This window comes from Methylocaldum sp. GT1BB, assembly GCF_051027545.1.
In the GTDB taxonomy this organism is placed as follows: domain Bacteria; phylum Pseudomonadota; class Gammaproteobacteria; order Methylococcales; family Methylococcaceae; genus Methylocaldum.
This window is the reverse complement of sequence record NZ_CP194901.1, coordinates 140628-166079: the sequence shown is the minus strand read 5'-3', so window position 1 is coordinate 166079 and position 25452 is coordinate 140628. Positions and strand designations below refer to the sequence as shown.

At 56.9% G+C, this 25452-nt stretch carries 20 protein-coding genes; 15 read left to right on the top strand and 5 right to left on the bottom strand.

Annotation, left to right across the window (positions count from 1 at the left end; translation table 11 throughout):
- Positions 1-15: 15 nt before the first annotated feature.
- Together tnpB and tnpA are read right to left on the bottom strand one after the other, a co-directional pair.
- Positions 16-360, bottom strand: coding sequence for an IS66 family insertion sequence element accessory protein TnpB (gene tnpB / locus ACR2TX_RS00800; RefSeq protein WP_077732713.1), 345 nt, complete (start codon positions 358-360; stop codon positions 16-18).
- Positions 357-755: an IS66-like element accessory protein TnpA gene (gene tnpA, locus ACR2TX_RS00795; RefSeq protein ID WP_434129686.1), complete on the bottom strand. Its 399-nt coding sequence runs from the start codon at positions 753-755 to the stop codon at positions 357-359. Before tnpA ends, tnpB begins: the two co-directional genes overlap by 4 nt.
- A 141-nt stretch (positions 756-896) precedes the next feature.
- Between tnpA and ACR2TX_RS00790 the strand changes: the two genes are divergently transcribed.
- Entirely contained in the window at positions 897-1130 is a 234-nt protein-coding gene (locus tag ACR2TX_RS00790; protein WP_086135739.1) for a WGR domain-containing protein, read from the top strand.
- Positions 1131-1243: 113 nt separating this feature from the next.
- Here ACR2TX_RS00790 and ACR2TX_RS00785 read toward each other — a convergent pair whose 3' ends face one another.
- Positions 1244-3847, bottom strand: coding sequence for an HD domain-containing protein (locus tag ACR2TX_RS00785; protein WP_086135738.1), 2604 nt, complete (start codon positions 3845-3847; stop codon positions 1244-1246).
- 285 nt (positions 3848-4132) lie between these two features.
- On the bottom strand, positions 4133-5965 hold the full coding sequence (locus tag ACR2TX_RS00780; protein WP_086135737.1) for an ATP-binding protein: 1833 nt from the start codon (positions 5963-5965) through the stop codon (positions 4133-4135).
- Positions 5966-6103: 138 nt separating this feature from the next.
- Between ACR2TX_RS00780 and ACR2TX_RS00775 the strand changes: the two genes are divergently transcribed.
- The 3 genes from ACR2TX_RS00775 to ACR2TX_RS00765 are packed head-to-tail and all read left to right on the top strand — an operon-like array spanning position 6104 to position 10507.
- Positions 6104-6937 (top strand): DNA methyltransferase, encoded by an 834-nt coding sequence (locus tag ACR2TX_RS00775; protein ID WP_086135736.1) that lies wholly within the window; start codon positions 6104-6106, stop codon positions 6935-6937.
- Positions 6937-9399 (top strand): DEAD/DEAH box helicase family protein, encoded by a 2463-nt coding sequence (locus ACR2TX_RS00770; RefSeq protein WP_086135735.1) that lies wholly within the window; start codon positions 6937-6939, stop codon positions 9397-9399. Before ACR2TX_RS00775 ends, ACR2TX_RS00770 begins: the two co-directional genes overlap by 1 nt.
- Positions 9389-10507 carry a hypothetical protein gene (locus tag ACR2TX_RS00765; RefSeq protein WP_086135734.1) on the top strand — a complete coding sequence of 373 codons (1119 nt, stop codon included), beginning with the start codon at positions 9389-9391 and terminating at the stop codon, positions 10505-10507. The genes ACR2TX_RS00770 and ACR2TX_RS00765 overlap by 11 nt, the downstream gene beginning before the upstream one ends.
- A 272-nt stretch (positions 10508-10779) precedes the next feature.
- On the opposite strand, the gene ACR2TX_RS00760 is transcribed toward ACR2TX_RS00765, so the two are convergent.
- Positions 10780-11004 (bottom strand): hypothetical protein, encoded by a 225-nt coding sequence (locus ACR2TX_RS00760; RefSeq protein WP_139841201.1) that lies wholly within the window; start codon positions 11002-11004, stop codon positions 10780-10782.
- Between the two features lie 1080 nt (positions 11005-12084).
- Between ACR2TX_RS00760 and ACR2TX_RS00755 the strand changes: the two genes are divergently transcribed.
- From ACR2TX_RS00755 to ACR2TX_RS00705, 11 genes are all read left to right on the top strand, one after another.
- Positions 12085-12264: an ATP-binding protein gene (locus tag ACR2TX_RS00755; RefSeq protein WP_347258512.1), complete on the top strand. Its 180-nt coding sequence runs from the start codon at positions 12085-12087 to the stop codon at positions 12262-12264.
- Positions 12265-12271: 7 nt separating this feature from the next.
- Positions 12272-13666, top strand: a complete 1395-nt coding sequence (locus ACR2TX_RS00750) for a sigma-54-dependent transcriptional regulator (protein WP_077727874.1) — start codon at positions 12272-12274, stop codon at positions 13664-13666.
- A 212-nt stretch (positions 13667-13878) separates the two neighbouring features.
- Positions 13879-15858, top strand: a complete 1980-nt coding sequence (locus ACR2TX_RS00745) for an LTA synthase family protein (RefSeq protein WP_434129682.1) — start codon at positions 13879-13881, stop codon at positions 15856-15858.
- A complete protein-coding gene (locus ACR2TX_RS00740) occupies positions 15855-16040 on the top strand; it encodes a hypothetical protein (protein ID WP_086132859.1) in 186 nt (61 codons plus the stop codon). Before ACR2TX_RS00745 ends, ACR2TX_RS00740 begins: the two co-directional genes overlap by 4 nt.
- Before the next feature lie 12 nt (positions 16041-16052).
- The gene (locus ACR2TX_RS00735; protein ID WP_139840964.1) at positions 16053-16544 is read left to right on the top strand and encodes a phosphatase PAP2 family protein; all 492 of its coding nucleotides are present in this window, start codon (positions 16053-16055) and stop codon (positions 16542-16544) included.
- 348 nt (positions 16545-16892) lie between these two features.
- Entirely contained in the window at positions 16893-18593 is a 1701-nt protein-coding gene (locus ACR2TX_RS00730) for a SulP family inorganic anion transporter (protein WP_086132861.1), read from the top strand.
- 18 nt (positions 18594-18611) lie between these two features.
- Positions 18612-20729: a hydrogenase 4 subunit B gene (gene hyfB / locus ACR2TX_RS00725; protein WP_086132862.1), complete on the top strand. Its 2118-nt coding sequence runs from the start codon at positions 18612-18614 to the stop codon at positions 20727-20729.
- Positions 20726-21670 carry an NADH-quinone oxidoreductase subunit H gene (locus ACR2TX_RS00720; RefSeq protein ID WP_086132863.1) on the top strand — a complete coding sequence of 315 codons (945 nt, stop codon included), beginning with the start codon at positions 20726-20728 and terminating at the stop codon, positions 21668-21670. The genes hyfB and ACR2TX_RS00720 overlap by 4 nt, the downstream gene beginning before the upstream one ends.
- The gene (locus tag ACR2TX_RS00715; protein WP_086132864.1) at positions 21667-22347 is read left to right on the top strand and encodes a formate hydrogenlyase; all 681 of its coding nucleotides are present in this window, start codon (positions 21667-21669) and stop codon (positions 22345-22347) included. The genes ACR2TX_RS00720 and ACR2TX_RS00715 overlap by 4 nt, the downstream gene beginning before the upstream one ends.
- Positions 22344-23807, top strand: coding sequence for a hydrogenase 4 subunit F (locus tag ACR2TX_RS00710; RefSeq protein ID WP_086132865.1), 1464 nt, complete (start codon positions 22344-22346; stop codon positions 23805-23807). The genes ACR2TX_RS00715 and ACR2TX_RS00710 overlap by 4 nt, the downstream gene beginning before the upstream one ends.
- Complete coding sequence (locus ACR2TX_RS00705) at positions 23804-25444, top strand: NADH-quinone oxidoreductase subunit C (RefSeq protein WP_086132866.1); 1641 nt, start codon at positions 23804-23806, stop codon at positions 25442-25444. Before ACR2TX_RS00710 ends, ACR2TX_RS00705 begins: the two co-directional genes overlap by 4 nt.
- Positions 25445-25452 lie beyond the last annotated feature (8 nt).

The window sequence follows — 25452 nt, the reverse complement described above, 5'->3', positions numbered from 1 at the left end:
GATACCCGCCCTCCGTCAGGCGGCGTGAGAAGGCGCGGTGCGGATCGGGCGGCGCCAGTCGATGCCTTCCAGCAGCATCGACAACTGGGCGGGGGTGAGGGATACCGTGCCGCCCGTCGCCTGCGGCCAGACGAAGCGGCCCCGCTCCAGCCGCTTGGCGAACAGGCAGAGCCCATCGCCGTCCCACCAGAGTAGTTTGATCCGGTCGCCGCGTCGCCCGCGAAAGGCAAAAATGTGTCCGGAGAAGGGCTCGGCTTGGAGCTGGGTCTGGACCAGGGCGGCCAAGCCATCGAAGCCGCGGCGCAGATCGGTCACCCCGGCAGCGATCCAGATGCGGGTGCCGGACGGAGGCGCGATCATGGGCCCTTGAGACTCGCGAGGACGGTGCGCAAGGTCGCCGCATCGACGGAACCTTTCACCTGAACCCGCGTACCCCCGAGTTCGATGGTGATGGTGCCCGGTGGAGCGGATACCGTGGCTTCACGCGCTGGCGCGGCCAATGCGGGCGTCATCGCCACCGGTAATAAGGTCGGCCCCGGCGGACCGGCCGGGGCGTTCCGGTCCTTAAGGTAGTGTCGGCGCCATTTGAACAGTTGATTGGCGTTGATCCGATGCGCCAGCGCAATCCCCGCGACCGAGGCGCCCGGCTGTAGGGTCCGCTCCACCCGTTCGCGCTTGAACTCAGGCGCAAACCGCCGCCGGCCCAAGGTATCCATCGCCACCACGCCCGTTGTGAAGTCAGCATCGTGAGTCATCAGTGCGTCCACCTCAAGAGTGTGCGGACACCCCATGCGTCCGCTCGCACCAGTGTCGCCTGAGCCTTTCAATCCGTCGAGACGGTCCTCGGCGGACGCTTACTTATCAATAAGTGACAGCCTCGGGCGAGGGGAGGGCGCATGCACGGTTTCTATTTGGAACGGACCGATCCGGCCAAGAACATGAGCCGGTTCTATCGGGTGGTCGTCACCGAGACCGTGTTTGGCGAGTGGGCGCTGATCCGGGAGTGGGGGAGGATCGGCTCACCGGGGACGGTGAAAGAGGAGTGGTTCGAGACTATGGAAGTGGCGGCACAAGCCGCCCTCAGATTGAGTGGTCAGAAACAGCGGCGGGGATATATGGCCGTTAGGTAGTGAGTGATAACATCCTTTATGTTGCACTAAATACTTTATGGAGATGTCACCCTAGAACCCTGCGGACGCACTAGAGCAAGCCTTAAATAAAAGTGTCGCCTGCAACGGCGTTGCTATTCGGTAAGTACATCGGATCCGCCACGCCTGAATACATCGACCGCGCGTGAAATAGAATCGTGGCCCACCGTGCCAATCTTACGTTCTTCGATGCTGTGGCTAATGCCTTCAACCCAGCTTTCGTTCAAGATGCGCTTGATCTCAGTTTCGAGATTAGAATCACTCCATTTTGAGCGGCCAGTGATAGAGTTCGGCCAAGACTGGCGTCCGATACTTAGGATTTCCCCATTGTGTTTCGGTACCACAATGATGTCCTGATCCACTGTAAAATTTTGATGGAAATCACGTGGGTGCACGTCGTCCCGGTCCTCGTCGTAGGAGAATTCGCCATCGAAGCTGATTACTACCTCGTCCAGCATGGCGATCCGATCCCAAAAGCTTTCCGCGTCGATCCATTCGTCGCCCCATCTTGCAATCGGTAGCTTGCCAAGTTGGCCACCACATTCTAAGACGACTTCCGCAGACCTAGCTTTCTGTTCTTCATCTATGTTCAAGTCAGCAATTAATCGCGCCTGTTCTGTGGCCCACTCAGCGAGAATCTCTCTAGATACAGTTGGTATGGCTGAATCGCGAGCTGCCGTAAGGGCTTCGCCAAGGAGCACTCCTTGAATGTTGGCGAGTCGCTTTGCTCTGAGACCTCCGACCGTAACCCATCCGCCATCCTGACTGAATCTATATGCTTCCGCCCTGATAAACGCACGGCCAAATACTTTTCCAGTAGCATCGCTTATTGTACGCATCAATGATCGGCCAGCTGTTCGACTACCACTAACCGGACGTTGGAGAAAAATAGGATCGAGACGCAAAAGCAGATCTTCGTCATCAAGATTGAGCCAGTCACTTGGGCTAACAGCTACAGATGATTTCCCTTCCTCAAGGGTCTCGATCGCGACGTCCATATTGGGTGCCATTGCAGCCACAAGCTGTTGCAGTGTAATGCCCTGTTTATATTGATTGATGCGAAGTAGTCCATTAGGTCCGCGTGGATCGTTCTTGAGTTTGATCTCGATTCGTGTGCCCCCGTCGAGAGGAGCTTCTCTCATTGACGCAGGATAAAGAATTGGGCGCGACGCCGTACCGTCCCTGAATTCGAGTACTCGTGCTGTGTCCTCGCCGCGATCGCACCTTCGAGAGATTACCCGAACGACGGATCCAAGCATGAACACGGAAAAGAAACCAATTCCGTAACGTCCGATTGCCGTCATACCCGCGGCAATCAATCCTGGAAACTCTTCCGTCACCAATGGTGATCGCCAAAATGAATTGCCGAAATCAATCAACGGTCCGGTCAGCACCTGCTCGGACATACCAATTCCATTGTCCTCGATGCTAAGCCAATATTCATCCTCTCGCTTCGACAGCGCGACCTTGATTAGTCCCCACGATTCAGCTCGTTCCTGATATCTCCTTCGGGCCTGTACTGCGTCGGCGCTGTTTTGAATGAGTTCCCGTAGCGGGATAGTCGGATCATCACCGTACAATTTCTCGCCGCCAAGAGTTTCGACGATCTTTGGAATATCGGATACTCGGAGCTGTGTATCGACGGGGCGCCATCCACGGGTCTGAATTGTTCGCGCCAGCGATTCCGGAGTTCCTGCTCCCTTGACCCTGCGCGCTCGAAGGATGCCTCGGCCACGGTTCTGCATTAGTAGGTCGACGTCTCGAAGCTCTCTGTCAACAGCAGTCATAGTGTCATAAGCAAGCCACCAGGCATCGGCGTCCATTAGCGTAAATGGCGAGCCTGCCGTAAAAACGACCGCATCCAATTCAACATGCGGTGTAGCTAGCCGCTCCTGAAAAGCCCAGTGAAGTGCTGACACGCCCTGCGGCTGTACCAAAAGCCGTAAAAACCGCGGAGCGCGTCGCTGATCCAAATGAAGTGCATCAGCGACCCTTAGCAAACATGCAAGCTTTACCCGATCAATTCGGCTTTTTGTCCGCTGGGGTAATGCGCCTAAGTCTTCTTGCAATTCCTGCTCGACTCGAGCGATGGGCCACCAATGACTACACGCAATCTGACCGATCGTTTGCCCATAAAAAAATCTCAGGTCCTCATCCTCGATAAGGTATACAACATCGCCGTTTTTTGTGGTCCAGCCGTGCTCCGCAAGTACGGCCGCTTGTTGGGCGTGAAGGCGGCGTAGCACTTCAGGAATCACGCGTTGGACAATCTCACTGGGTGGATCGTCCAACTTGACTGGCGCATTGCTGTTGCCTTGCATCAAGCTCGCAACTGTGTCCTTCCACGTCAGGCTCTGCTTAAGGTCGGTTAAGCCATTTGGAAAGGCGGCCAAGCTCATTGCAGCATCATGCAAGAGCACGCTTGCACCAAAGACGAATGCTTCAGCAGGATTGACTGTAATCGCACCTTCAGATACTAGCGACGCTGTCTCCCAGAGTGCATCTAGGTGCGATAGGTCGTGAATGGTAAGACTGGGCATGTCGATACCTATTCGTGACACGAGCATGCCGACTCTTTCCCGCATTGCCAGATAACGGTCACGAAAAAACTCCTGCTCCGCTGTAGTTACGTCAGGCTGGGGGTTGGCGAAAGCGTGTCGCCAGAGCCAGGTTAATCTGAAATCAGGAGTTGATGACATGGATAGCTTCTCGTTTACACTATTCTCTCGGTAACTAAAGAACGGCTTGTGTCTTGAGGTATATTATTGAAGGACTTTAATGTAATCAAATATATCAAATGGTTGTTATCGTGATTTGATGTCTAATTATTAATAAAATAAAAGCACTATAATCGAGCCTATTGATCAGTTTAGATATAATCATAAAATATGATTAATATTAACCATCTTTAGGCGGCTATAATTTATGCTTAATCGAAAAGCATGGCACCCTTTATATATCATGATATTGCTATTTTATGATTATCACGAATTATCTATCATGGCACCGATTTTGAGAAACCATTCTTCTACCTCATTTTCTGGATCACGCTCACGAATACGCTCCGCTGTCATTAATGGAAATGCTCTTTTGGCAAGCTGAATTTTGGCTTTACTTTCCTTCATAACGCCATCGTAATTCTGAGCTTGTGAGTAAACCTCTGCAAAAAGCTTAGGCACTGTCTTACCATCATTGTCAGGGTGATCGGTTACCAGCACTTCAACACCAAAAGCTTCTTGAATTGCTTCAGTGTGTAGATAGCTCTCTATTTCATGCTTTCGCGTTTGTACAGCCCAAGACCCGTCATTTCGCTGATTAACTTCAGCCGCTGCATCCGCATAATCGGCTACGTCTCGATCATAAATATGTACCTCTCGACGGTGAAGCGGTTTCAAATAATGTTGATTGACCCAATGTTTTAGCGTTCCACCGCCTAACACTACGAAAGCCACACGCTCATCTACTGTTAAATTTGGAATGTCTGGATTTTCTTTATGTAACGCCTGACTTAGGCATTTAAATGCGACAACATCAGTGGGGCCTTCTACATAGAAAAGAACCTTAACTCGGCTATCTGGTATTACTCCCAAAGCTTCAGCCACTTCCCCAAATACATCAACACCACCATCAATTCGTGGCTTGCCATTGTTGTTTCGAGTAACGAAACGGATGCTTTCCGAAGGGAGTTCGGATGCAAATCCTGGGCTGTGAGTAGTCAGCAGCACTTGGCATCCTGGTTCCGCCGCTAAAGATTTGAAGGACTCGATGAGAATGCGCTGGTTATTGGGGTGTTGAGCAGTTTCCGGTTCTTCTATGGCGTAGATGATGCTTCGTTTATTTCCCGTTCTTAAACGTCGCTCTGCTTCGGCCTTGAAAAAACTCACCAGAACCAAACGGCGAATCCCGCTCCCTCTCTTGTTTAGTGGAATGCCATCATCAGTGTTCATATTCACCGAAAACAGCCCAGTCCATTTGGCGGGTGTAGGTGGGGTAAACTCGGGCGTAAGCTCTTTGGCCAAGTTGGCGTCAATAGTCTGCAACGCCAGGTGGGTATTGCGGGCAATCTCTTCGGCTTTTTCTCGTACCTTAGCCTGAATTGCTTCGATCTCATCTTGAACTTCGGCAATAGCGGCAGCTACTGCGGCTTTCATTGGATTCTGTACCTCACCATCGGAGTCACGGCTACTACGGTCACTCTGGAATAAGGCGAACATCGGCAGATGGGTTTCAACCTGTTCCCAAATTCGCTTACTGTCTTCTTTTGGCTTGGTGACCGGTATAGAAACATCGGATAATGCTAAGTCTCGAACAGAGCCCCAGATAGCCTTCCGCATACCAGGATTGCCTTTGAGGGATACGTCTAGTCCTTTCTCTTTGACGATTTGCTGAAGGTCCTTCTCTTTGAGTTCAAGTAGATTAGCTACTCCTGGGGCGGTCGGATGATTTGCCAGAATAAAAACTTCAACCGAAGGTTTGTGTTTGTCGCAGTCAAAAATTTTCTGAATTTTAAGGGTACCGTCTCGCGTTAATAAATACTCATCAGCTAGCGATGTCTCGGATCCTGCATCGAGACTCAAGGTGATAGGTAGGTCTGAAAACTCGCATGTAATATAAACCTTAGAGTCTCCGCTGTAGATATTAGCGTCACCTTGTTCAATTTTGATCGTTTCATTGTTGAAGAATATCTCTAGGGCCTCAAGTACAGACGATTTTCCGATATCATTTTTTCCAACAAAAGTAGTGAGCTCATCAATTTTTACAAATATCTCATCTTGATAGCAGCGAAAATTTTTAATCGAAACCGATTCGAGCTTCATAAATTACCGTTTTTATTATTGTTAAGAGTTTCCAAAAGTGTGATTAGTGATGACCTTAATCTTAACTTTTAAAAGGCGAATTAGTTGTTATTGTATTCTTAAAATTCCTAGTTAAATTCCAGAAACTATTCATGATTATTGTTTATAACCCTTATTGATACACATATAACGGGCAAGACTCGAAGTTTTCCAAATCCCAAGCCAACTACGCTCGTTGCTCGCTTCATTGGGCAAACCACCGACTCTGATGATTGGGTTATGGATTTTTTCGCTGGCTCTGGAACTACCCTTCATGCCGCTCAAATCATGCAGCATGACGACCGTCAGCGCCGTCGAGTGTTGCTTATAGAGGGTGGAAGACACTTTGAAAACATTCTTGTACCTCGAGTCAAGCGTTGTGCGGCTGCTTGGATATGGAAGAACGGTAGTCCCGCTTCTTTAACAGGCCCAGGCCTGTTCATGCGCATTCAGGAGCTTGAGCAATACAATGACACATTGGTAAGCCTGGATGTTGAACTCGACGAAGGCGACGTGGGCGATCTGTTTCAGGACCCGGCCTTCGCTTTACGTTACCGCTTGGACAAGACCTTACGTACTCTGTACTGCAATGTGAACCGATTTGGTTCTCCCTTCGGCTATCAATTGAAACGCGCCGAGGGCGGCGGGGAGGCGACACCGCGCGAGGTCGATCTGGTAGAGAGTCTCCCCTACCTAATAGGTATGGATATAAGCCGACTTTACCGGGAGCCCTTAGGCGTGGTGATGTTGGGCCGCAACCGACGTGGGCAATCGGTAGCAGTGTTCTTTCGCGATTGCGCAGCCGAAGGTTCGGCAAAATGGCTTTCTGAAAAGCTTGCCAAGCATCCAGCCGACCGTGTCTATACCAACGATCCGGCAGGTCTCACCTTTGATGGCTGCGACCGATTGGAAGCCATTGAGGCAGTCTTCGCACTTCAGTTCGGGAGGCCGTAATGGCAGCGGTGAAGCGTTCCGGCCACGCACGATTGAAAGCGGCGCTGGTACTGCGCGACGCACTCGCGGCGGAGTTGGGCATTCATCTTCCAGCTGCGATGGCGCAGTTACGCATGGTTGAGAACCATATCGGAGCGGCACACGGTCTGACCAACGGCAAGTATCTGGAAGCGCTGGGTTCGGTCTGCCAGGGTGATATAGCCCATTTATCGGCCTTGGATGCCGCGGTACGGCAGGCGTGTGGCCAGGTGCACTTTTCTCCGCGGTATGCTCAATATTTAGCACTGGTGTTGTTTGCCCATTGGATGCATTCTCAACTGGATGACGTAGCGGCATTCCTCGTGCGGTTGAATGCTTATCTGGAAGCGCACAAACCAAAGGGCGAGGTGGTGTCAGAATTCGTCGAGGCAGATTTGCAACTGGCCGCCTTCTGGATGGCGACGGCAGCAGGCAAAACCCATGTACTGCATGCCTGCCTTGCGTTACTGGAAAAGCGTCAGTCCTGGGATCGCCTGATTGTCATCACCCCTTCCGAATCGCTGACTCGCCAGCACGCAGACAAATTGCGTGAACTGGCGGTTTGGGAAGTGTTTGCGTACCCAATGGATGGCGATGCCTCATCCATAGGCCGTTTGCCACCTGACGCGGTAATCGTGCTTGACATCAATAAGCTGGCGACTGAGAAGAAAGGCGATGGCGTCATTGTGCCCACTTCAGTGTTTGCCGACGGCCGCAATCTGGTGTTTGTCGATGAGGGCCACAAGGGGCAAAAATCCGAGGTTAGCGTCTGGAAGGCGCTACAGGCCGACTTAGCAGGCATTAATGCGCCATTACGAGCTCATCGCGGCCTCTTAATCGAGTTTTCCGCCACCTTCGGCCAAGTCGCCGAGGGAGAGCATGCCTTCGACCGTTACGCCAAGGCGGTGGTTTTCGACTACGCCTACGATCGCTTCCATCAGGATCGTTATGGCAAAGACTTCTGGCATGTTCGAGTGCAAGCTAAGGGAGACGCCAGTGCTATAGCGCAGCGTCAGACCCTGACGGCTGCATTGCTGTCTTACTGGCACCAGGTCGCATGCTTCCGATCGTCCGAGGGAAAGCAGAAGGCAGCGAGCATAGGCTTGCAGCTGGCCCCGCCACTTTGGGTGCTTCTTGGGCTATCGGTGATCGGCGGTAGCGGTAAAGGGGACAAAGAGCAGACCTCCGATGTGGTAGATGTATTGAAGTACCTCTCGACCATACTGGCTCAACCAGCCAAGCTGGTCGAAAATTTGGGATCGCTGCTAACGGCCACGACGGTGGGCACCGGCATGCTGCCGGCCGAGGTACATCAGGCCACGATCGGTTGGAACGTCAACGCCTTAGCTATGCGGGTGCTGGCGGATTGCTTTGGCTGGCAACAAGGCGATAAACCGGTGTTGCGCCTGATCAAGGCAGCCGCGGGTGAGTTAGGGCTTGGTCTGTTACGCGGGGATACGTCTCATTACTACGGTGTGGTCAACGTGGGCGATGCTGCAGGTCTCAAGAAGGCGCTGGAATCCACCAAACTATCGGTTGAAGATGATGCAATGACGGGGTCGCTGTTCGCTGCTCTCGATGCTCCTGGCAGCGGCCTCAATGTATTGATTGGTTCACGACGGTTTGCAGAGGGCTGGGATAACTTCCGCGCTTCATCGCTGACTTTATTGCGTCTCGGCCAAGGCGAAGGTTCGCTAATCATTCAAATGTTTGGGCGCGTGGTGCGGTTTGCCGGCGTGGGTGGCAACGGCAAACGATTGGACAACCCGCCTTCCGAGCTCGCGCCCTTGCAAACCGCCTATGTGTTCGGCCTAAAGTCCGGTTATCTCGATAGCTTTCTGCAAAGTTTGACCGACAACGGCATACCAGACTCGGAGCGTATCGAGTGTGGGGTGCGCAGACACACGTCATCTCTGCTGCAATCAGTTCGCGCTATTTCACCCCAAGCTCCTGATTTCCAGGTGTCTGTTATCGGCAGCCAATGGCTTTCTGGCGTAAACAAGATCAAGGTTTCACTCACCGCCTCGATTGCTACCTCGCAGCTCAAAGATGGCAATGTATCGGCACAACTAGGTGTGGTCGGTCAGGATATCACGTCCGAATTTAAACAATGGGCGGCGCTTCTGGATCGTGATGCCGTGTACCTAGAAATGGTCGAATGGAAGCGCACTCAACGCTGGTGGAACTTCGCCTTCGACCGCCAAGCTATCGATAGTGCACTGGCCAGCGAGAAATTTGAGATTCTCGGACTGCCGGGGATGCTGAATGTGCATGAACCTGCCGATCTCTTGCGTCTAAATCGGTTGGCTTCCACCGTGGTTCGTCGTTTGTTCGAAGGCGCATATCGAAAACAAGAAAATCGGAAAAGTCGCTACGCCCTTATTGCGGCGCACGAGAGCGGCGTCCCCGACCAGTACTACAAGGACTTCCTGCATGTCCAATAAGAAACCAGCGCAGCCCGTGCAAGTCGGGCTATTCGGAGATTCCATATCTTGTCCGAATATCGATAATCTGCCGTTGATTGTCGATCCACAGGGTTCGATTGAGGTACTTGCGCCGGGTAGCGTGTATCAACCTCTGCTCTTATCACCCAGACAGGATTACATCGACGTCGGGCCAGGCAAATTGGACGAGCACGAGGAAGCCTTTGTTCGCGACCTAATTCGCCGTCTGTATCCTGCTGGCAATCACCCGAAGAGCGACAAGACACCATTGAAATGGGACAGTAAGGAAATCTGGCTCAAGCGCAACATCGAAAAACGGGATGAGTCCTTCCGATTGCGCGTGGATGATTCAGACTGGTTTTATCCCGATTTCATCGTCTGGATCATTGATTTCGAAACGCACACGCAGACTTTCGGCTTTGTCGATCCCAAGGGGCTAACCGTAGGAGCCGGCGGAGGCTGGTCAGACTATAAGATCGTTTCCACATTGTATATGCCGCACGTTGTTGAACGACAACTGACGGCGAATGACCAGAAAACTGAATTCGAGGGCGAGGAATGGACGTTCCGAGTCCGTGGCGTACTGGTATCGACCTCGTCATTCGCGAGCCTCTCAGCGCAAGCTAAGTTTAACGTGCGCGATGAAATGGGCCATGACGTCGCGCCGACCGAAGAAGATTTCAAGCGCGGGCGCATTGTGTTTCAGCCGCCACCAACAAATGGAAACCGTAATCTTGGCTACATCGACGATGTACTGCAATTATTGATTAAGGATACGCCCGTTGACCACCTTATGAGCCTATCCGCGACTATGTTCGAAAACCCTGCCGATTTCACACCCGCGATTGAGCTTGAATATGAACTTGCCTTACGGCATGACGAGAAGGCGCAGACTGAATCGGAATTTGTCGCATATCTACTACGCGATTACCTAAAACCCGATGCTAACGGCCACTTCGGTGGATGGGCAAGCAAAAATCGCCGGCGGCAACTCATGGACTATGCGGAGGAAGGAAAGTGGGGGTTTGGCGCTGAGAAGGCGTCGGATATCCGCGATCATCCGACACCGTGCAAAGAATTGTGGATGCGAAAAATGAAATTAAAGTAAACCGCCCTGGGTTTTCCGGAGGCTCCATTTGCTCCGCCACTCCGGACGCTTGGCCGAAGTGGGCGTTGTTGCTCTTGGTGGACAGAGCCGGCCGTTGTAGCCTGACTCAACGTAAACAGTCTCCGGGAAAACCGGGACCAGCATTCGAATAAACTGAGAGGTATGTTGCAACAATGTTAACCAGGAGTTTCAGACTTCCTGATGCCGAGCTGTGCATCATCTGGCGCTACGTCTAGGGGATAGCGCGGGGATTAAACAGCTGTAAGGATACTTTAGGCGCCAGCAAGGTAATCTTGGACCATTTGAATCAACAGCCAGCCGAGCATCAAGAACACCGTGACAAAGATCATTGCACCGAAGAACTCGATCATCCGGAGGATGCCGACATACACGAGCATGACCGCATGATAGGGCAGAGAGAGGACCCAAGCGACCGCGCGAGCGCCGGTTAACGTCATCCGACCTACCCGAGTGGGCGGCGTGATCGCCGCGATCACATCGATTCGTGTGGGCCAGACCAAGCGTGGACCCTTCAGCGGCGGCCGTGCGCGACACGCCGTTCTCGACCGAAACGGGACGACGTTCGCCCTGTTCAGGCCTGGCTTTTTCGCCATGGTTTACCTCTGTTCTATAGTCGGCGCTCGCGCGTGGGTGACGTGATCTTTGAGGTAGGTGGCCATTATCGTGGCCGCAGCACCTCCGGCAGCGCCGGCTAAGAGACTGACCCCCACGAGGATGGCCACTTGCGAAGAGCCCTCTCTTCTGTTGTCATGAGCGGTGCCTGAGGATTTTTATCGTCCATGACCGAGCCTTCGGTTCATGATTATGGGAAAGACCCGAGCATAAGCCTATCAGGCCTATGTCCAGCGCGTCAGCGGTCCGGATAATAAATTCTGCGCTGGATTACTCTAGCGCCCAAGCTTCAATGTGTGTGCCGAGGAGACAGCTTTCGGCGAGCGCCAATAGCCGCCCATTCGACCAGTTCAAAATCACCGATTCCGCGTGCAATTACACCAGTCGAGCACTGTCATGGAGCGACATGTAATTGATAAGTAAATATTTCTTTGTGGCACTTTATTTGCTTTGTGTTTATTTCCGACATCGTTAAATCCCATTTGGGTATCTGTTTTTCGGCAAAAACATTCCCGTGTTTCGTGGAGTATTCTGATGCGGTTTATGAACCAGTTCGTTTACAGCATCGTGCTCGCTGTTCTATCCATCGTAGTGACTGACGTCGATATTGCCCAGGGTCTGAGTGACGATTCCAGGAAGCAAATGACGGTTCATTCAGTTAAATACGAGTAAGAACTAAGAGCCTATCCCGGTAGGCCGTTCGCCCTGAGCCCTTCGACTTAGCTCAGGACAGGCCCGTCGAAGGATTTCTCGATCCTACTGGGATAGGCTCTTAGTTGGGAGAAAGACGATGCCTCGCTCACGCTACCTTGATGATACCGACATCGGTACCACCGTTTGGCCGGTTGACGGCGGCCTTGGCGCTGATATTCCAGGCCGCGAGCTATCGGCTTTGTCTCGCAAGCAGCATCGCCGATATTCAACCTGTCCCTGCCATTCTCTGAATCGATGAACAAATATTTGCGGTCAAGCGCCACCTCGAGCAAGAGGCTCTTGGCGGTACTGGCCTCGGTCTGGCCATGGTTCAGCGCTTCACGCGCGACCTGGGCGGGCAGCTGGATATTTCGAATGTCGAGCCCCGTGGAGCTCGGGTGAGTTTAACGCTTCCTTGTCAATGGGTCTGAGTTTGCCGTGCTGAATACCTTGCTGATCATCGAAGACGAGGCCTTGTTCGGTTCCGAACTGACGCGCCACTATCGCAAGGCGGGTTGGGAAGTGGAATGGGCCAAAGACCTCAAGGATGCGAAAGAGTTGCTGCTGGAACAGGGATTCGAGCCGATCTTGATCCTGTCCGACATGAATCTGCCGGACGGCAACGCTCTGGATTTCATGGAATCGCTTCAAGGGCAGATCGCCAATACCGAATGGCTGCTGCTCACCGGGTACGGGAGCGTGCCGGATTCGGTGCGGGCTTTGCGCCTGGGTGCGTACGACTTCCTCGAAAAGCCGTGCGAGATGTCGCGGCTCGACTTGGTGATCGCCGCCGCCGCCCGCAGCGCCCAGGCCCAAAAGCGCCTGGCGCAGCAAGTCCGCCAGCGCTATCGCCGTTATTCGCCGGAGGCCTATGTCGGCAAGAGCCGAGCGGCGCAGCGGGTGCGCGAGATGTTGACGCGCTTGACCCAAGTGCCTTTCAGCGCCTTGATCATCGGCGGCGAAACCGGCACCGGCAAGGGCCTCGCGGCCCGCATCCTGCATTATGGCGGGAAACGGGCGGAAAACCCGTTGATCGAACTCAATTGCGCGGCGCTGCCGCGCGAGCTCCTGGAATCCGAATTGTTCGGGCACGAGGCCGGCGCATTCACGGGCGCCCTGTCACGGCACCGGGGATTGATCGAACAGGCCGAAGGCGGCACCTTATTCCTCGACGAGATTGGCGAGATGGCCCCGGATCTTCAGTCCAAGCTCCTCAAGGCGATCGAGGACCGGAAAATCCGCCGGCTGGGCTCGGAGAAGGAAATTTCGGTCGATGTGCAAATCCTCGCGGCAAGCCATAGGGATCTGGAGGACATGGTCAAGCGCGGCGAATTCCGCGGCGATCTTTACCATCGCTTGAGCGTGTTCAAGCTCACCCTGCCGCCCCTCAGGGACATCAAGGAGGACTTGGAAGATTTGGTGGAGCTTTTCGTGGCCGAGTTCAACGCCAAGGCCGGCAAGCACGTCAAGGTGGTTCCGGAAGCGGCCTGGGCGGAATTGCGGGCGCACGACTGGCCCGGCAATGTACGGGAATTGCGGAACGTCATCGAGCGCTGCGTGCTGTTCGCCGAGGGGCCGCTGTTGCCGGTCGAATGGTTGCAGCTGCGCCGGCACGGCGAAAAAGGAATGCCGGGCATCGATGCCGCGAGCGCGGACGGATTGTTCATTCCGCTCGACGGGAGCATGGCGTTGGACGATATGGATTGTTACATCATCCGAACCACCCTGGAGCGCCACGACGGCAACGTCACCGCCGCTGCCCGCGCCCTCGGCACGACCCGCGAAACGCTGCGCTATCGCATCCGGAAGTACGGGCTGAAAGAATCGAGCTGAGCGGGCGATTGAGCGTACCGCGTCGAATCTGGTCGAGGGCATTGATAGTGGTTTAAGCCCCAAAAAAGTTGGTGGTTTTAACCGGCCTTACGGGGGTTGTTAAGGTTCGAATATGAATATATACCTATTAAATCAATAATATGGTGTCATAGCGAAAGGCGGCACAAACGTTGCAGGTCGTGGGGTCCGGAAAAGCCACCAAACCTGCCATCATGATTTCTCGCATATTCGGCCATCGAGTCGGCATCCCGGTGATTTTGGCTCTAGTCTGTCTGACGCTGTTTACCGGGCTCAGGACGATGTTGTTGATCGAGAGCTTTCCCGATCTCCCGCAGGAAACGATGTCCTTGCTTGCCGTCTATGTCCAAGGCTTGCTTTACGATCTCGTCGTTTGCATCTGGGCCTTCGCGCCACTGGCCATCGGTCTGGAAGTGCTGCCGGAACGAATCTACCACACGGTGGTCCACCGGCACCTCATGTTCGCCCTGGTGGCCGGTCTGTTCTTCGGGATCGGCTTCGTGATGGTCGCCGAGTGGCTGTTTTGGCAGGAATTTTCCGCTCGCTTCAATTTCATCGCCGTCGACTATTTGATCTATCGGCGTGAAGTCGCCGGCAACATCGCCGAGTCCTATCCGCTGGTCGCGATTCTCTCGGCCTTGGTGATCGTTGCCTTGACCAAGCTCTATTGGGTACGCGGCGGGCTGCGCCGTGCGCTGGAGGAACGCACCCCGCCGCGGCAGCGGGCGGTTTCGGCCGGCTTCGCAATCTTGCTTCTCGTCGGCGCATCCTGGTTCGACGGCGATAGGTTTGCCCCGCTTTCGACGAATACCTATGTGGACGAGCTCGCTCGCAATGGCCTCTTTCAGTTCTTTTATGCCTTCCGTCATAACCAGCTCGATTACGAGCGCTACTACTCGGTCGAAGATCCGACTCTGGCTTCAGAGTTGCTTCGCGCCCAGGTCTTGCTTCCGGGGGAGCGATTTACCGGCAGTCAGCTATTCGATGTGACGCGCCGGGTATCGCCCCCCGAGGCCGAGCGGAAGCTCAACGTTATCCTGATTACCGTCGAAAGCCTGAGCGCGGACTATCTGAGGGCATTCGGCAACTCGGACGGCCTGACGCCGAATCTGGACCGATTGGCAACAGAAGGGCTTTTGTTTACCCGGTATTACGCGACGGGCAACCGCACTGTCCGTGGGCTCGAAGCGGTGACGCTCGGAATCCCGCCGACCCCGGGGAATTCGGTAGTGCGCCGTCCAGACAACGCCAATTTGTTTTCCTTAGGGTCGGTTTTCCGTGCCAAGGGGTATGACGTGAAGTTTCTTTACGGGGGATACGGCTACTTCGACAACATGAACGCATTCTTCGCATCGAACGGCTACGAGGTGATTGACCGAGCGCTGTTCGCCGAGGACGAGAAAGGCTTCGCCAACGTTTGGGGCGTCGCGGACGAATATCTTTATCGGCGGACTTTGCGTGAGGCCGACCGAAGTCATGCCGCGGGCAAGCCCTTCTTTTCACTGCTCATGACGACGTCGAATCATCGGTCTTACACCTTCCCCGAAGGTCGAATCGACGCGCCGCAAAGGAATCGCAAAAGCGTTGTTCGGTACACCGACTGGGCGATCGGCCACTTCATCGACGAGGCCCGCAGGCACGCATGGTTCGAGGATACGGTGTTCGTGATCGGGGCCGACCATTGTGCCGGCAGTGCCGGCAAGGATGCGGTGCCGTTGCTCCGCTACCATATTCCGCTCATCGTTTATGCGCCCAGGTACGTCGCGCCTCGGACCGTCAATCAAGTCGCGAGTCAGATGGATCTTCCGCCGACGGTGCTCGGTTTGCTCAACCTGCATTACACCAGCCGTTTTTACGGCCGGGACATTCTGCGCACACCGCCGGACCAGGGGCGCGCGCTGGTGGCCACCTATCAGCGCGTGGCGCTTTACGAGAACGATCGACTGACGATTCTGTCGCCGCGCCGCCTGGATGAGATCCATCTCGATCCGCTGGGCAACGACATGGTTAAGCCTATGGCGTTCGATAAGACCGCCGGTGCGCGCACCATCGCCTGGTATCAAGGGGCCTCCTGGGCGCTCAAACACGGCTTGTTGTCGGCACTGCCGGCATCGGCCCACAACAACGCGGCGCCGCGAACGGAAAAATCGCTGCTGAGCGATTTCGGACATTGAGATCATCGTTTCTTCGTCAACTGGCGCTGCCGCTTGCTGTTCTCGCGGTAACCCTCGTTCTGGTGGAGCTGAACGGTTGGGACGTTGCGCTAAGCGACAGGTACTTCGACGCCGCAACGGGAATTTTTCCCTTGCGGAACGATGCCGTATTCAAACGTCTTCTGCACGATGCCGCGAACTGAGTGGTGCGCGGCGTGGCGCTCGCCGCAGTCCTTCTGCTGGTTGCCTCGTTCTTCCTGTCGATGCTTATAACTTGGCGGCGGACGCTCGTCTATTTGCTGCTCTCCATGGGAATCTCGATCGGGAGCGTGGCACTACTCAAACTGCACACCACGCCGGCATGTCCTTGGTCGGTCGAACGCTATGGCGGTACTGCGCCGCATTACGGCACTGCCAATCTGCGTTTCGTACCCATGGGCGAAGCCGGACGGTGTTGGCCGAGTGGGCATGCTGCGGGCGGATTCTCGCTGCTAGCACTCTATTATGCGGCTCGTGCTCGCCGATCGCGGGTTGCGCCGGTGGCCCTTTTGTTGAGCTTTGCCTTTGGCTGCACCCTGAGCTGGAGTCAGATCGCGCGCGGCGCGCATTTTCTCTCCCATAATCTTTGGAGCCTGAGCATCTGCTGGACGACCGCCACCATTTTGGCGTGGTACATGGGAATAAGACCGGAAAGAGAAGAAACATAAACGACTCTAGCACGTGAAGAACTCGTCCGGTATTAGTGACGACGGCTGTGGGCTTTAACGTGTGCTGAGCATCGGGATTATGCAAGAACCGGAACTTGCGTCGATTCCTAGCCGATTGATTGTCCTTGACAGTACTCCTCTGCCGCGCATTGGCTTGATCCTCGATGATTGGAAATATCATCCATGGATGGTTTGGATAAGCCGGTTCCACCGGTGACCTTGAACCGGTCCGAGTCTGGCAGCCTTGCCAAAGTACAAAACCAATTTCGTAATCAATAACCTAGAAAAATAGTAGGTTTGGCACGGAAGTCGCTTCGGCAGGGTCAGTACAACTCTGCGAGGACGACTATGGCTTCAGTACATACATTGCGCCGGGTGCCTCGAGCCGGACTACCGGGTCTTCTGGACCATTGGCGATCGGATCTCGTCTCCGGCTTTCTGGTGTTTCTGATCGCTCTGCCGCTGTGTCTCGGTATCGCCATGGCCTCGGGTTTTCCGCCCATGGCCGGGATCATCAGTGCCGTGATCGGCGGGGTAATCGTGTCCAGGATCAACGGCTCTCATGTCACGATCAACGGCCCCGCGGCCGGATTGATCGTCGTGATTCTCTCGGCGGTGCAGTCCCTGGGGCAGGGGAACGCCATGGCGGGTTACCGCCATACCCTAGCCGCCATCGTGGTGGCGAGCGTGCTGCAAATCCTGATGGGGATCTTCAAAGCCGGCAAGCTCAACGCCTATTTCCCGGCTTCGGTGGTGCACGGCATGCTGGCCGCCATTGGGATCATCATTATGGCCAAGCAAGTCCATGTCATGCTCGGGGTGAGGCCGGAAGGCGGTGAAATTCTCTCCGCCATCGCCGAGATTCCGCGCAGCGTGATGAACGCCAACCCTGAAATAGCCCTGATCGGATTGCTGGGGCTGGTTATTTTGATGATCTGGTCCTGGGTCAGAAATCCGTATCTCAAGATGGTCCCGGCCCCCCTGATCGTGGTCGTCGTCGGCATGGCTCTGGGTCAGGTCTTTGACCTCGACCATAAGCACGTGTATTTGTTTCTGCCGCAGGAGGAATTCCTGCCGCGCCACGAATTTACGGTGGGGCCGAAATTCCTGGTGTCGATTCCGGAAAATGTGCTGGCAAGCTTCTATTTTCCGGATTTCTCCAAAATCGCGACAGTCGAGTTCTGGGGGGCGGCGGTATCGATCTGCCTGGTCGGGAGTCTCGAATCGCTGCTGAGCGCCGCTGCGGTGGACAAGCTCGATTCTTACAAGCGCTATTCGGATCTGAACCGCGACCTCACTGCGGTGGGGGTGGGAAATCTTTTGTCGAGCGCAGTCGGGGGGCTTCCGATGATCGCCGAGATCGTCCGTTCCTCGGCCAACGTCCATAACGGTGCCAAGACGGCCTGGGCGAATTTCTTCCACGGCCTGTTCCTGGCGTTATTCGTGCTGTTCTTTCCCAGACTCATTCACGAAATCCCGCTGGCCTCGCTGGCGGCGCTACTGGTCTACACGGGTTTCCGCCTGGCCTCGCCCAGGGAATTCGTCAAGACCATGGATATCGGCAAAGAGCAACTGGCGCTCTTCTGCATCACGATTGTGGGCGTTCTGGCCACCGATCTATTAGTCGGCGTATTCATCGGCATCGTGGCGAAGCTGATGGTCCACATTCTTCGCGGTGTGGACTTCAAGAACCTGCTCAGGATCAACTACACGCTCATGCAAACCTCTCCCGGCGTTCATCACATCCGCATCAATGGATCGGCCGTTTTCTCCAATTTCATCGGGCTGAAAAGCGAGTTGTCGACCTTGCCTGAGGGGCAAACGGTGATTTTCGACTTGTCAAATGCCTATCTCATCGACCATACGGTCATGGAGTTCATCGACCACTTCCGCCACGACTATCAAGACCGGGGCGGCCGCTGCGAGATTCGCGGCTTGGAAAACCACCAGCCCTATTCGAATCATCCTCTCGCCGCGCGCCGGCGGAAAACGGACGAAGGAGAGCGTGCGACTCAACGGTTTAGCCTCAAAACCTCCAAGCACGGTTGAAGCCCGAGGAGTCGAACCATGTCTTTGTTCCTGGCCTACCTCTCGGTTCAGTGCGCCCTGTTGTCGGGCGCTCTGGCCCTGTTTTCCGAGCACCGGATGATATTGGAACGCGCCGCGAACCGGCTGGCTCCGCTCGCCGGTCTGAAAGAATGGCCGGCGCGGTCCGAACGCTTGTTCGCCGCGCCTGTGTATCCTCGCTTGCTGCAAAAAGGCGTGTTCGGGCTGCTGGCGCTGTCCGGCCTCGCCGCCTTGATCGGCGGGATTTCCGCCTTGCTCGGCCAAGGCGTCACGGTGGACCAACTGCCGTTCGGCTTGCCCTGGCTGCACTGGCACGTGCGGCTCGACGCGCTATCGGGATTTTTTCTCTTGATCATCGGCCTCGGCGTCATCGCGGCGAGTCTCTATGGACCCGGTTACGTCCGCGAGTACCGGCAAACCGAACACCCGCTTTGGCTGCTCGGTCTCTGTACCGGTCTTTTCGTCGCCGGCATGGAGCTGGTGCTCCTGGCCGATGATGCATTCTTCTTCGTCATCGCCTGGGAGCTGATGTCGGTCTCCAGTTATTTTCTGGTGGCTTTCCAGCATGAACGCGCGGCCAACCGGCGCGCGGCGTTCCTGTACCTGCTGATGGCCGAGATCGGCGCCATCGCGATCATTCTCGGTTTCGGCGTGCTGGCGGGTTTCGCCCACAGTTACAGCTTCGATGTCTTCCGCTACACGCATCTCACGGCCGGCTGGGGTACGGCAGCTTTTCTGCTGGCCCTGATGGGCTTCGGCATGAAAGCCGGCCTGGTGCCCTTGCATGCCTGGCTGCCGGAAGCTCATCCGGTAGCGCCTTCCCATATTTCGGCCCTGATGAGCGGCGTGATGCTCAAGGTGGCGATCTACGGCCTCATGCGATTCGGGTTCGATCTGCTCGGGGATGTTCAATGGCAGTGGGGCGTCGCCGTGCTGATCCTCGGCACCGCCTCTGCCGTGCTGGGGGTGCTGTATGCCTTCCAGCAAAACGAGATCAAGCGGCTCCTGGCCTACAGCTCCATCGAGAACATCGGCATCATCGCCATGGGGCTGGGTTTGTCGATGATCTTTCTCGGCACTGGACACGGCGAACTGGGCGTCATCGGCCTCTTGGCCGCGCTCTACCACTCGCTCAACCACTCGGTGTTCAAGAATCTGCTGTTTCTCACCGCGGGTTCGGTGTTGCACCAGACCCACGAGCACGATCTGGAGCACTTGGGAGGTCTCGTCAAGCGCATGCCGAAAACCGCCGTGCTGGCGCTCATCGGCTGCCTCGCGATCTCGGCCCTGCCGCCGTTTAACGGCTTCGTGTCCGAATGGCTCACGTTTCAGGCCGCCTTGCAGTCGTCCTCGCTGGAAAGCGGCATCCTGCGCAGCGTGATTCCGGTCACGGCGGCGGTGCTCGCCTTTACCGGCGCGATGGCCGCGGCGACCTTCGCGAAATTCTACGGCATCGGCTTCCTGGGGCTTCCACGGGGCAGGCACGCCGCCCGCGCGCGCGAAGCGGCGCATCCCGGCATGCTCGCCGGCCCCGCGCTCTTGGCGGGACTGTGTGTGCTGCTGGGCGTGCTGCCCACGCCGATCATCCGAATGCTGGAGCCGGTCAGTCAACTGCTGCTCGGGCAAACGCTGCCGAGCGCTTCGGGCGAAGGCTGGATCTGGCTGACGCCGGGGAGCCGGACAGTGGCCTCGTATTCGGCGTTGCTGGTGGTATTGGGGCTGGGACTGGCCTGGTGGACCGCCCGCTATCTGATCGGGCGCCTGGCCGTCGCCGAAGTCCGGCGCAGCCGGCCTTGGGACTGCGGGTTCGGAGGGCTTAGCCCGCGCACACAGTACACCTCCACCGCGTTCAGTCAGCCGATCCGCCGCATCTTCGCGCCGATATGGGCGGTCAGGGAGACGATCCGGACAGGGGGCGCGGAGGCGCTGGAAAACACGCCGGTCCACTACGCCCTCGAAGTGGAGGACCGCTCCTGGTACGGTCTGTATGCACCGGCGGCGCGCGGAGTGGAGGCGCTGGCGCGGCGGGTGGCCTTGATTCAGACGGGAAGCGTTCGACTCTACATTGCCTATTCCTTTTTCACTTTGCTGTTGCTGTTGGGAGTCGTGAGCGGATGAGCGGATTGATCGCCTTAGTCGAACCGATTTTATTCATCTTGGCCGCGCCGCTCTTGGCTGGCTGGACAAAAATGGTCAAGTGCCGTTTGCAGAACCGCAAGGCGCCTTCGCTGCTGCAACCCTACCGGGAACTGGCCAAGCTGTTGCGGAAGCAGCCGGTGGTGGCCGAACAGGCGTCCTGGCTGTTCGAGGCGGCACCTTACATCGTGTTCGCCTCGGCGGTGCTGGCCGCGGCGGTGGTGCCGTTCTTCGCCGTGCACCTGCCGACCGCGTCCATTGCCGATGTGATCGCGCTGGCGGGCTTTCTCGCCCTGGGCAGGTTCTTCCTGGTTCTGGCCGGCATGGATGTGGGCACCGCCTTCGGCGGCATGGGGTCCTCGCGGGAAGTCACCATCGCCTCGCTCAGCGAACCGGCCATGCTGATGGCGATCTTCGCCCTGGCCATGAGCGCCAACACCACCAATCTCGCCAGCGCCATCGATTACGTGCTGGACACCGGCGTGGCGCTCCGACCCTCGTTCGTCTTCGCCCTGGCCGGAATGGTACTGGTGGCGGTGGCGGAAACCGGACGGGTACCGGTGGACAATCCCGCCACTCACCTGGAGCTCACTATGATCCACGAGGCCATGGTTCTGGAATACAGCGGCAAGTACCTGGCCCTGATCGAATGGGCGGGCGAAATCCGCCTGATGCTGTACGGCGTCCTCATCGCCAATATTTTCTTCCCTTGGGGCATCGCCGAGGACCTGTCGCTGGCGTCGCTCGGATCGGGCTTGGCGGCCATCCTGCTCAAGCTCTTCGGGCTTGGCGCATTGCTGGCCGCCGCCGAAACCGTGTTCGCCAAGATGCGCCTGTTCCGGGTGCAGGAATTTCTCGGCTTCGCTTATCTCCTGAGCCTCTTGGGCATGCTCAGCCACATCATTCTGGAAATCGGACAATGAATGTATTGACGAATCATTCGCTATACGAACAGGCCATCCTGTTCATCGCCGCGCTGGTGGTCTTCACTTCGTTTCTCATGCTGGCGCAGAAACGCCTGTCCAGCCTGGTGGCCGTGTTCGCCTGGCAGGGCCTGCTGCTGGCGGCGACCACCGCGCTATGCGCCTATACCCAGCAAAATCCGCATCTCTACACGTCGGCGCTCATTAGCCTGGTCCTCAAAGGATTCCTGATTCCCTGGATGCTGCTGCGTCTGATCGTGAAGTTCGACATGCACCGGGAGGTCGAGTCGCTGCTCTATCCGACCTACGTCATGACCGCGGCGGCGGCCCTGGTGCTGTTCAGCTATTACGTGGTGCTGCCCATCGAGCAGCTGTCGGCCCTCGCGACTCGCAACGCCATCGCGGTCAGCCTCGCCGTAGTGCTTTTGGGGATGCTCGCGATGGTGTCGCGCCGGCAGGCGGTGGCGCACGTGGTGGGTTTCATGTCGATCGAGAACGGGCTGTTCTTCGCTGCCGTCGCCGCAACCCAGGGCATGCCGATGGTGGTCGAGATCGGCATCGCGTTCGACGTACTGGTCGCCGCGGTCGTTTTCGGCGTGTTCTTTTTCCATATCCGCGAAAGCATCGACTCGCTGGATGTGGACCGTCTCAACCGCTTGAGCGAGGTGGATCGATGACGGCGCTTTATCCGGTGCTCGGCATTCCCTTGCTGGGCATGCCGCTGCTCGCCCTGCTCGGTTCCATCGACAAGGCCGGCAAGGTCAACGTCTATCTCAACGGGGCGGGGTTCCTCGCGTCTTTGTGGCTCGCCATCGAGGTTTTCAATAATGGACCCATGACGGTCGCCGCCGGCGAATTCCGGATCGATGCGTTCAACGTTTATCTGGTGGTGCTGACTACGTTCGTCGGACTGACCACGGCGATCTTCTCCGCGCCGTACATGCTTAACGAGACCCGGCACGGCCGTCTGACGCCGAACCGGCTGCGGCTTTACCACACCATGTACCAGGGCTTCATGCTGGCCATGCTGGTGGTTCTGACGACCAACAATATGGGCGTGCTGTGGGTGGCGATGGAGGGCGCGACGCTGGCCACGGTGCTGCTGGTCAGCCTGTACCGCACACCGGAATCGGTGGAAGCGGCCTGGAAGTATTTCATCCTGTGCGGGGTAGGCATCGCTCAGGCCCTGTTCGGGACGGTGCTGCTCTATTTCGCCGCCGGCCAAATCGGGACCGGCGGGCTCGGCATGCAGTGGTCGGTACTGTTCGAGCATGCCGCCGAGCTGAATCCCACCGTGCTGAGCCTCGCTTTCGTATTCCTGCTGGTGGGCTACGGCACCAAGATCGGGCTCGTGCCTCTGCACAACTGGCTGCCGGACGCCCATTCCGAAGGTCCGACCCCGATGTCGGCCATACTCTCGGGACTGCTGCTCAACGATGCCTTGTACGCGGTGGTGCGCTGCAAGATGCTGGTGGACGGTTCCACCGGTACCCACATGGCGGGCTATCTGATGATGGGCTTCGGCCTCCTGTCCTTCCTGGTCGCGGCCCTGTTCCTGCACCGCCAGCGCGACATCAAGCGGCTGTTCAGCTATTCATCCATTGAGCACATGGGCATGATGACCTTCGCCTTCGGACTGGGCGGCCCGCTCGCGACCTTCGCGGCGCTGATGCACATGACTATGCATTCGCTGACCAAATCGGCCATTTTCGTGACCGTGGGACACGCAGCGCAGCTCGCTAAGACCCAGCAACTCGAAAAAATCCGGGGGCTAATCAAAACCCAGCCCGCCATCGGCTGGGGTCTTTTGATCGGCACGGCGGCCATCGCCGGGTTTCCGCCTTTCGGCGTATTTACGAGCGAGTTCCTGGTGCTCACTGCCACCATGCAGCAGTTTCCCTGGCTGACGCCGCTGCTCCTGATCGGCATCGGCATCGCCTTCGCCGGACTGTTCCGTTATATCCAGCCGGTGGTTTACGGCGCGGTGCCGGAAGGGCAGCACCCGATCAGCGCAAATTTGTGGCCGGTAGCAGTCCACCTGATTCTGGTTCTGTGGATGGGATTGTCCATCCCGGGCGTTCTTTCCAATTGGTTCGATCAGGCCACCCAAACTATCGCCGGGAGTTCACCGCTATGAGTGCTTTAGCCAAACCGCGCATCGCGCAGCCGACGCGGTTCCATCAGTTCGATCCGGTCGAGGATCTTCTTGCCGAATTCGACCGACAAGGAATCGCGATCCATTACTCGAATGAGCCGGGCTTGATACCGGCTGTCCCGATCGCGATCAAACCGGACGACTGGGGCAGGACGGCCGAACTGGCCGCCGGCAAAGGATTCCGCTGGGCCGGAGGATGGGCGGACGACATCGGCTCCATGCCTTCGCTCCGGTTCTTAGCCATGTCCTGTCTCGAAAAAGACGGGCGATTCGTGCTGCTCCGCGCGGTGCTTGATGCCGACCAAAGGGAGCTGCCCTCGCAAGCGCCTTGGTTTCCCGGCGCGAACCGATCGGAACGGCGTACCCGCGACGCCTTCGGATTGGACTTCATCGGCCATCCCGACGCGCGCCGCTGGCTGCGGCATCAGGCTTGGACGGCGGACGAGTTTCCGCTCCGAAAGAGTTTTCCGAGAAGCGGCAACCCCAAGGCCGTGACGCCGCCCGACAAGGCTTACGCCTTTCAGCGCGCGCAAGGGCACGGCGTCTACGAAATTCCGGTAGGCCCGGTGCACGCCGGTATCATCGAACCCGGCCATTTCCGTTTTTCGGCGGTCGGCGAAACGGTGCTCAATCTCGAGGAGCGCCTGGGCTACGTGCACAAGGGGATCGAAAAGATCGCCGAGGGAAGGGGTCCCGACAGTCTCGCCCGATTGGCCGGCCGCGTGTCCGGCGACACCACGGTCGGTCACACCTGGGCCGCCTGCAGGGCGATGGAGCAGGCCGCCGAAGTCCGGGTGCCGGAACGCGCTTTGACGATCCGCGGAATCCTGGCGGAGCGCGAGCGCATCGCCAATCACCTGGGCGACATCGGCGCCATCTGCAACGACGTGGCGTTTGCTTTCGCCAGTTACCAGTTCTCCAGGTTGAGGGAGCTGTGGCTGCGCAACAACCGGTCGTGGTTCGGCCATCGCTTGCTGATGGATCGGGTGGTGCCGGGCGGCGTGGCCCACGATTTGAGCTCGGAAGCCGCTGCCGCCATGGCGGGAGAGCTGATTTGGCTCCGTAAGGAGTTGGACGAATTGCGACCCATCCTGGCCGACAACGATTCGCTCCAGGATCGCCTGGTAACGGCCGGGGTGCTGCCGGAGGCCACCGCCCGGGCGCTCGGCTGTTTGGGGTTCGTCGCCCGCGCCAGCGGGATCGATTTCGATTTGCGGCGGGATGCGGCTTACGCCCCCTACGATCGGATCGAGGTGCGGCCGGCCTGCCATCGGGACGGCGATGTGGCGGCCCGCCTCAACGTGCGGTACGACGAGATCTATGCCTCGCTGCACATCATCGCCCAATTGCTGCGCAGTCTCAGGAAAGGACCGATCCGGGCGGACTGGCGGACTCCGGACGCAGGTGCCGAGGGTCTGGCTCTGGTGGAAGGCTGGCGCGGCGAGATTCTGTGCTACATCCGTTTCGGCTCGGACGGACGCATCAGCCGCTATTACCCGCGCGATCCCAGCGTGTTCAACTGGCCGGCCCTGGAGCGGCTGATCCACGGCAACATCGTGCCCGATTTCCCGCTCTGCAACAAATCGGTGAACGGTTCCTATTCCGGCCACGATCTCTAGAGGATGAT

Bases quoted from the DNA above. Each gene is read 5' to 3' on its own strand.
- tnpB (WP_077732713.1), bottom strand. From the start codon at position 360: ATGATCGCGCCTCCGTCCGGCACCCGCATCTGGATCGCTGCCGGGGTG.
- tnpA (WP_434129686.1), bottom strand. From the start codon at position 755: ATGACTCACGATGCTGACTTCACAACGGGCGTGGTGGCGATGGATACC.
- ACR2TX_RS00790 (WP_086135739.1), top strand. From the start codon at position 897: ATGCACGGTTTCTATTTGGAACGGACCGATCCGGCCAAGAACATGAGC.
- ACR2TX_RS00785 (WP_086135738.1), bottom strand. From the start codon at position 3,847: ATGTCATCAACTCCTGATTTCAGATTAACCTGGCTCTGGCGACACGCT.
- ACR2TX_RS00780 (WP_086135737.1), bottom strand. From the start codon at position 5,965: ATGAAGCTCGAATCGGTTTCGATTAAAAATTTTCGCTGCTATCAAGAT.
- ACR2TX_RS00770 (WP_086135735.1), top strand. From the start codon at position 6,937: ATGGCAGCGGTGAAGCGTTCCGGCCACGCACGATTGAAAGCGGCGCTG.
- ACR2TX_RS00765 (WP_086135734.1), top strand. From the start codon at position 9,389: ATGTCCAATAAGAAACCAGCGCAGCCCGTGCAAGTCGGGCTATTCGGA.
- ACR2TX_RS00745 (WP_434129682.1), top strand. From the start codon at position 13,879: ATGATTTCTCGCATATTCGGCCATCGAGTCGGCATCCCGGTGATTTTG.
- ACR2TX_RS00730 (WP_086132861.1), top strand. From the start codon at position 16,893: ATGGCTTCAGTACATACATTGCGCCGGGTGCCTCGAGCCGGACTACCG.
- hyfB (WP_086132862.1), top strand. From the start codon at position 18,612: ATGTCTTTGTTCCTGGCCTACCTCTCGGTTCAGTGCGCCCTGTTGTCG.
- ACR2TX_RS00720 (WP_086132863.1), top strand. From the start codon at position 20,726: ATGAGCGGATTGATCGCCTTAGTCGAACCGATTTTATTCATCTTGGCC.
- ACR2TX_RS00715 (WP_086132864.1), top strand. From the start codon at position 21,667: ATGAATGTATTGACGAATCATTCGCTATACGAACAGGCCATCCTGTTC.
- ACR2TX_RS00710 (WP_086132865.1), top strand. From the start codon at position 22,344: ATGACGGCGCTTTATCCGGTGCTCGGCATTCCCTTGCTGGGCATGCCG.
- ACR2TX_RS00705 (WP_086132866.1), top strand. From the start codon at position 23,804: ATGAGTGCTTTAGCCAAACCGCGCATCGCGCAGCCGACGCGGTTCCAT.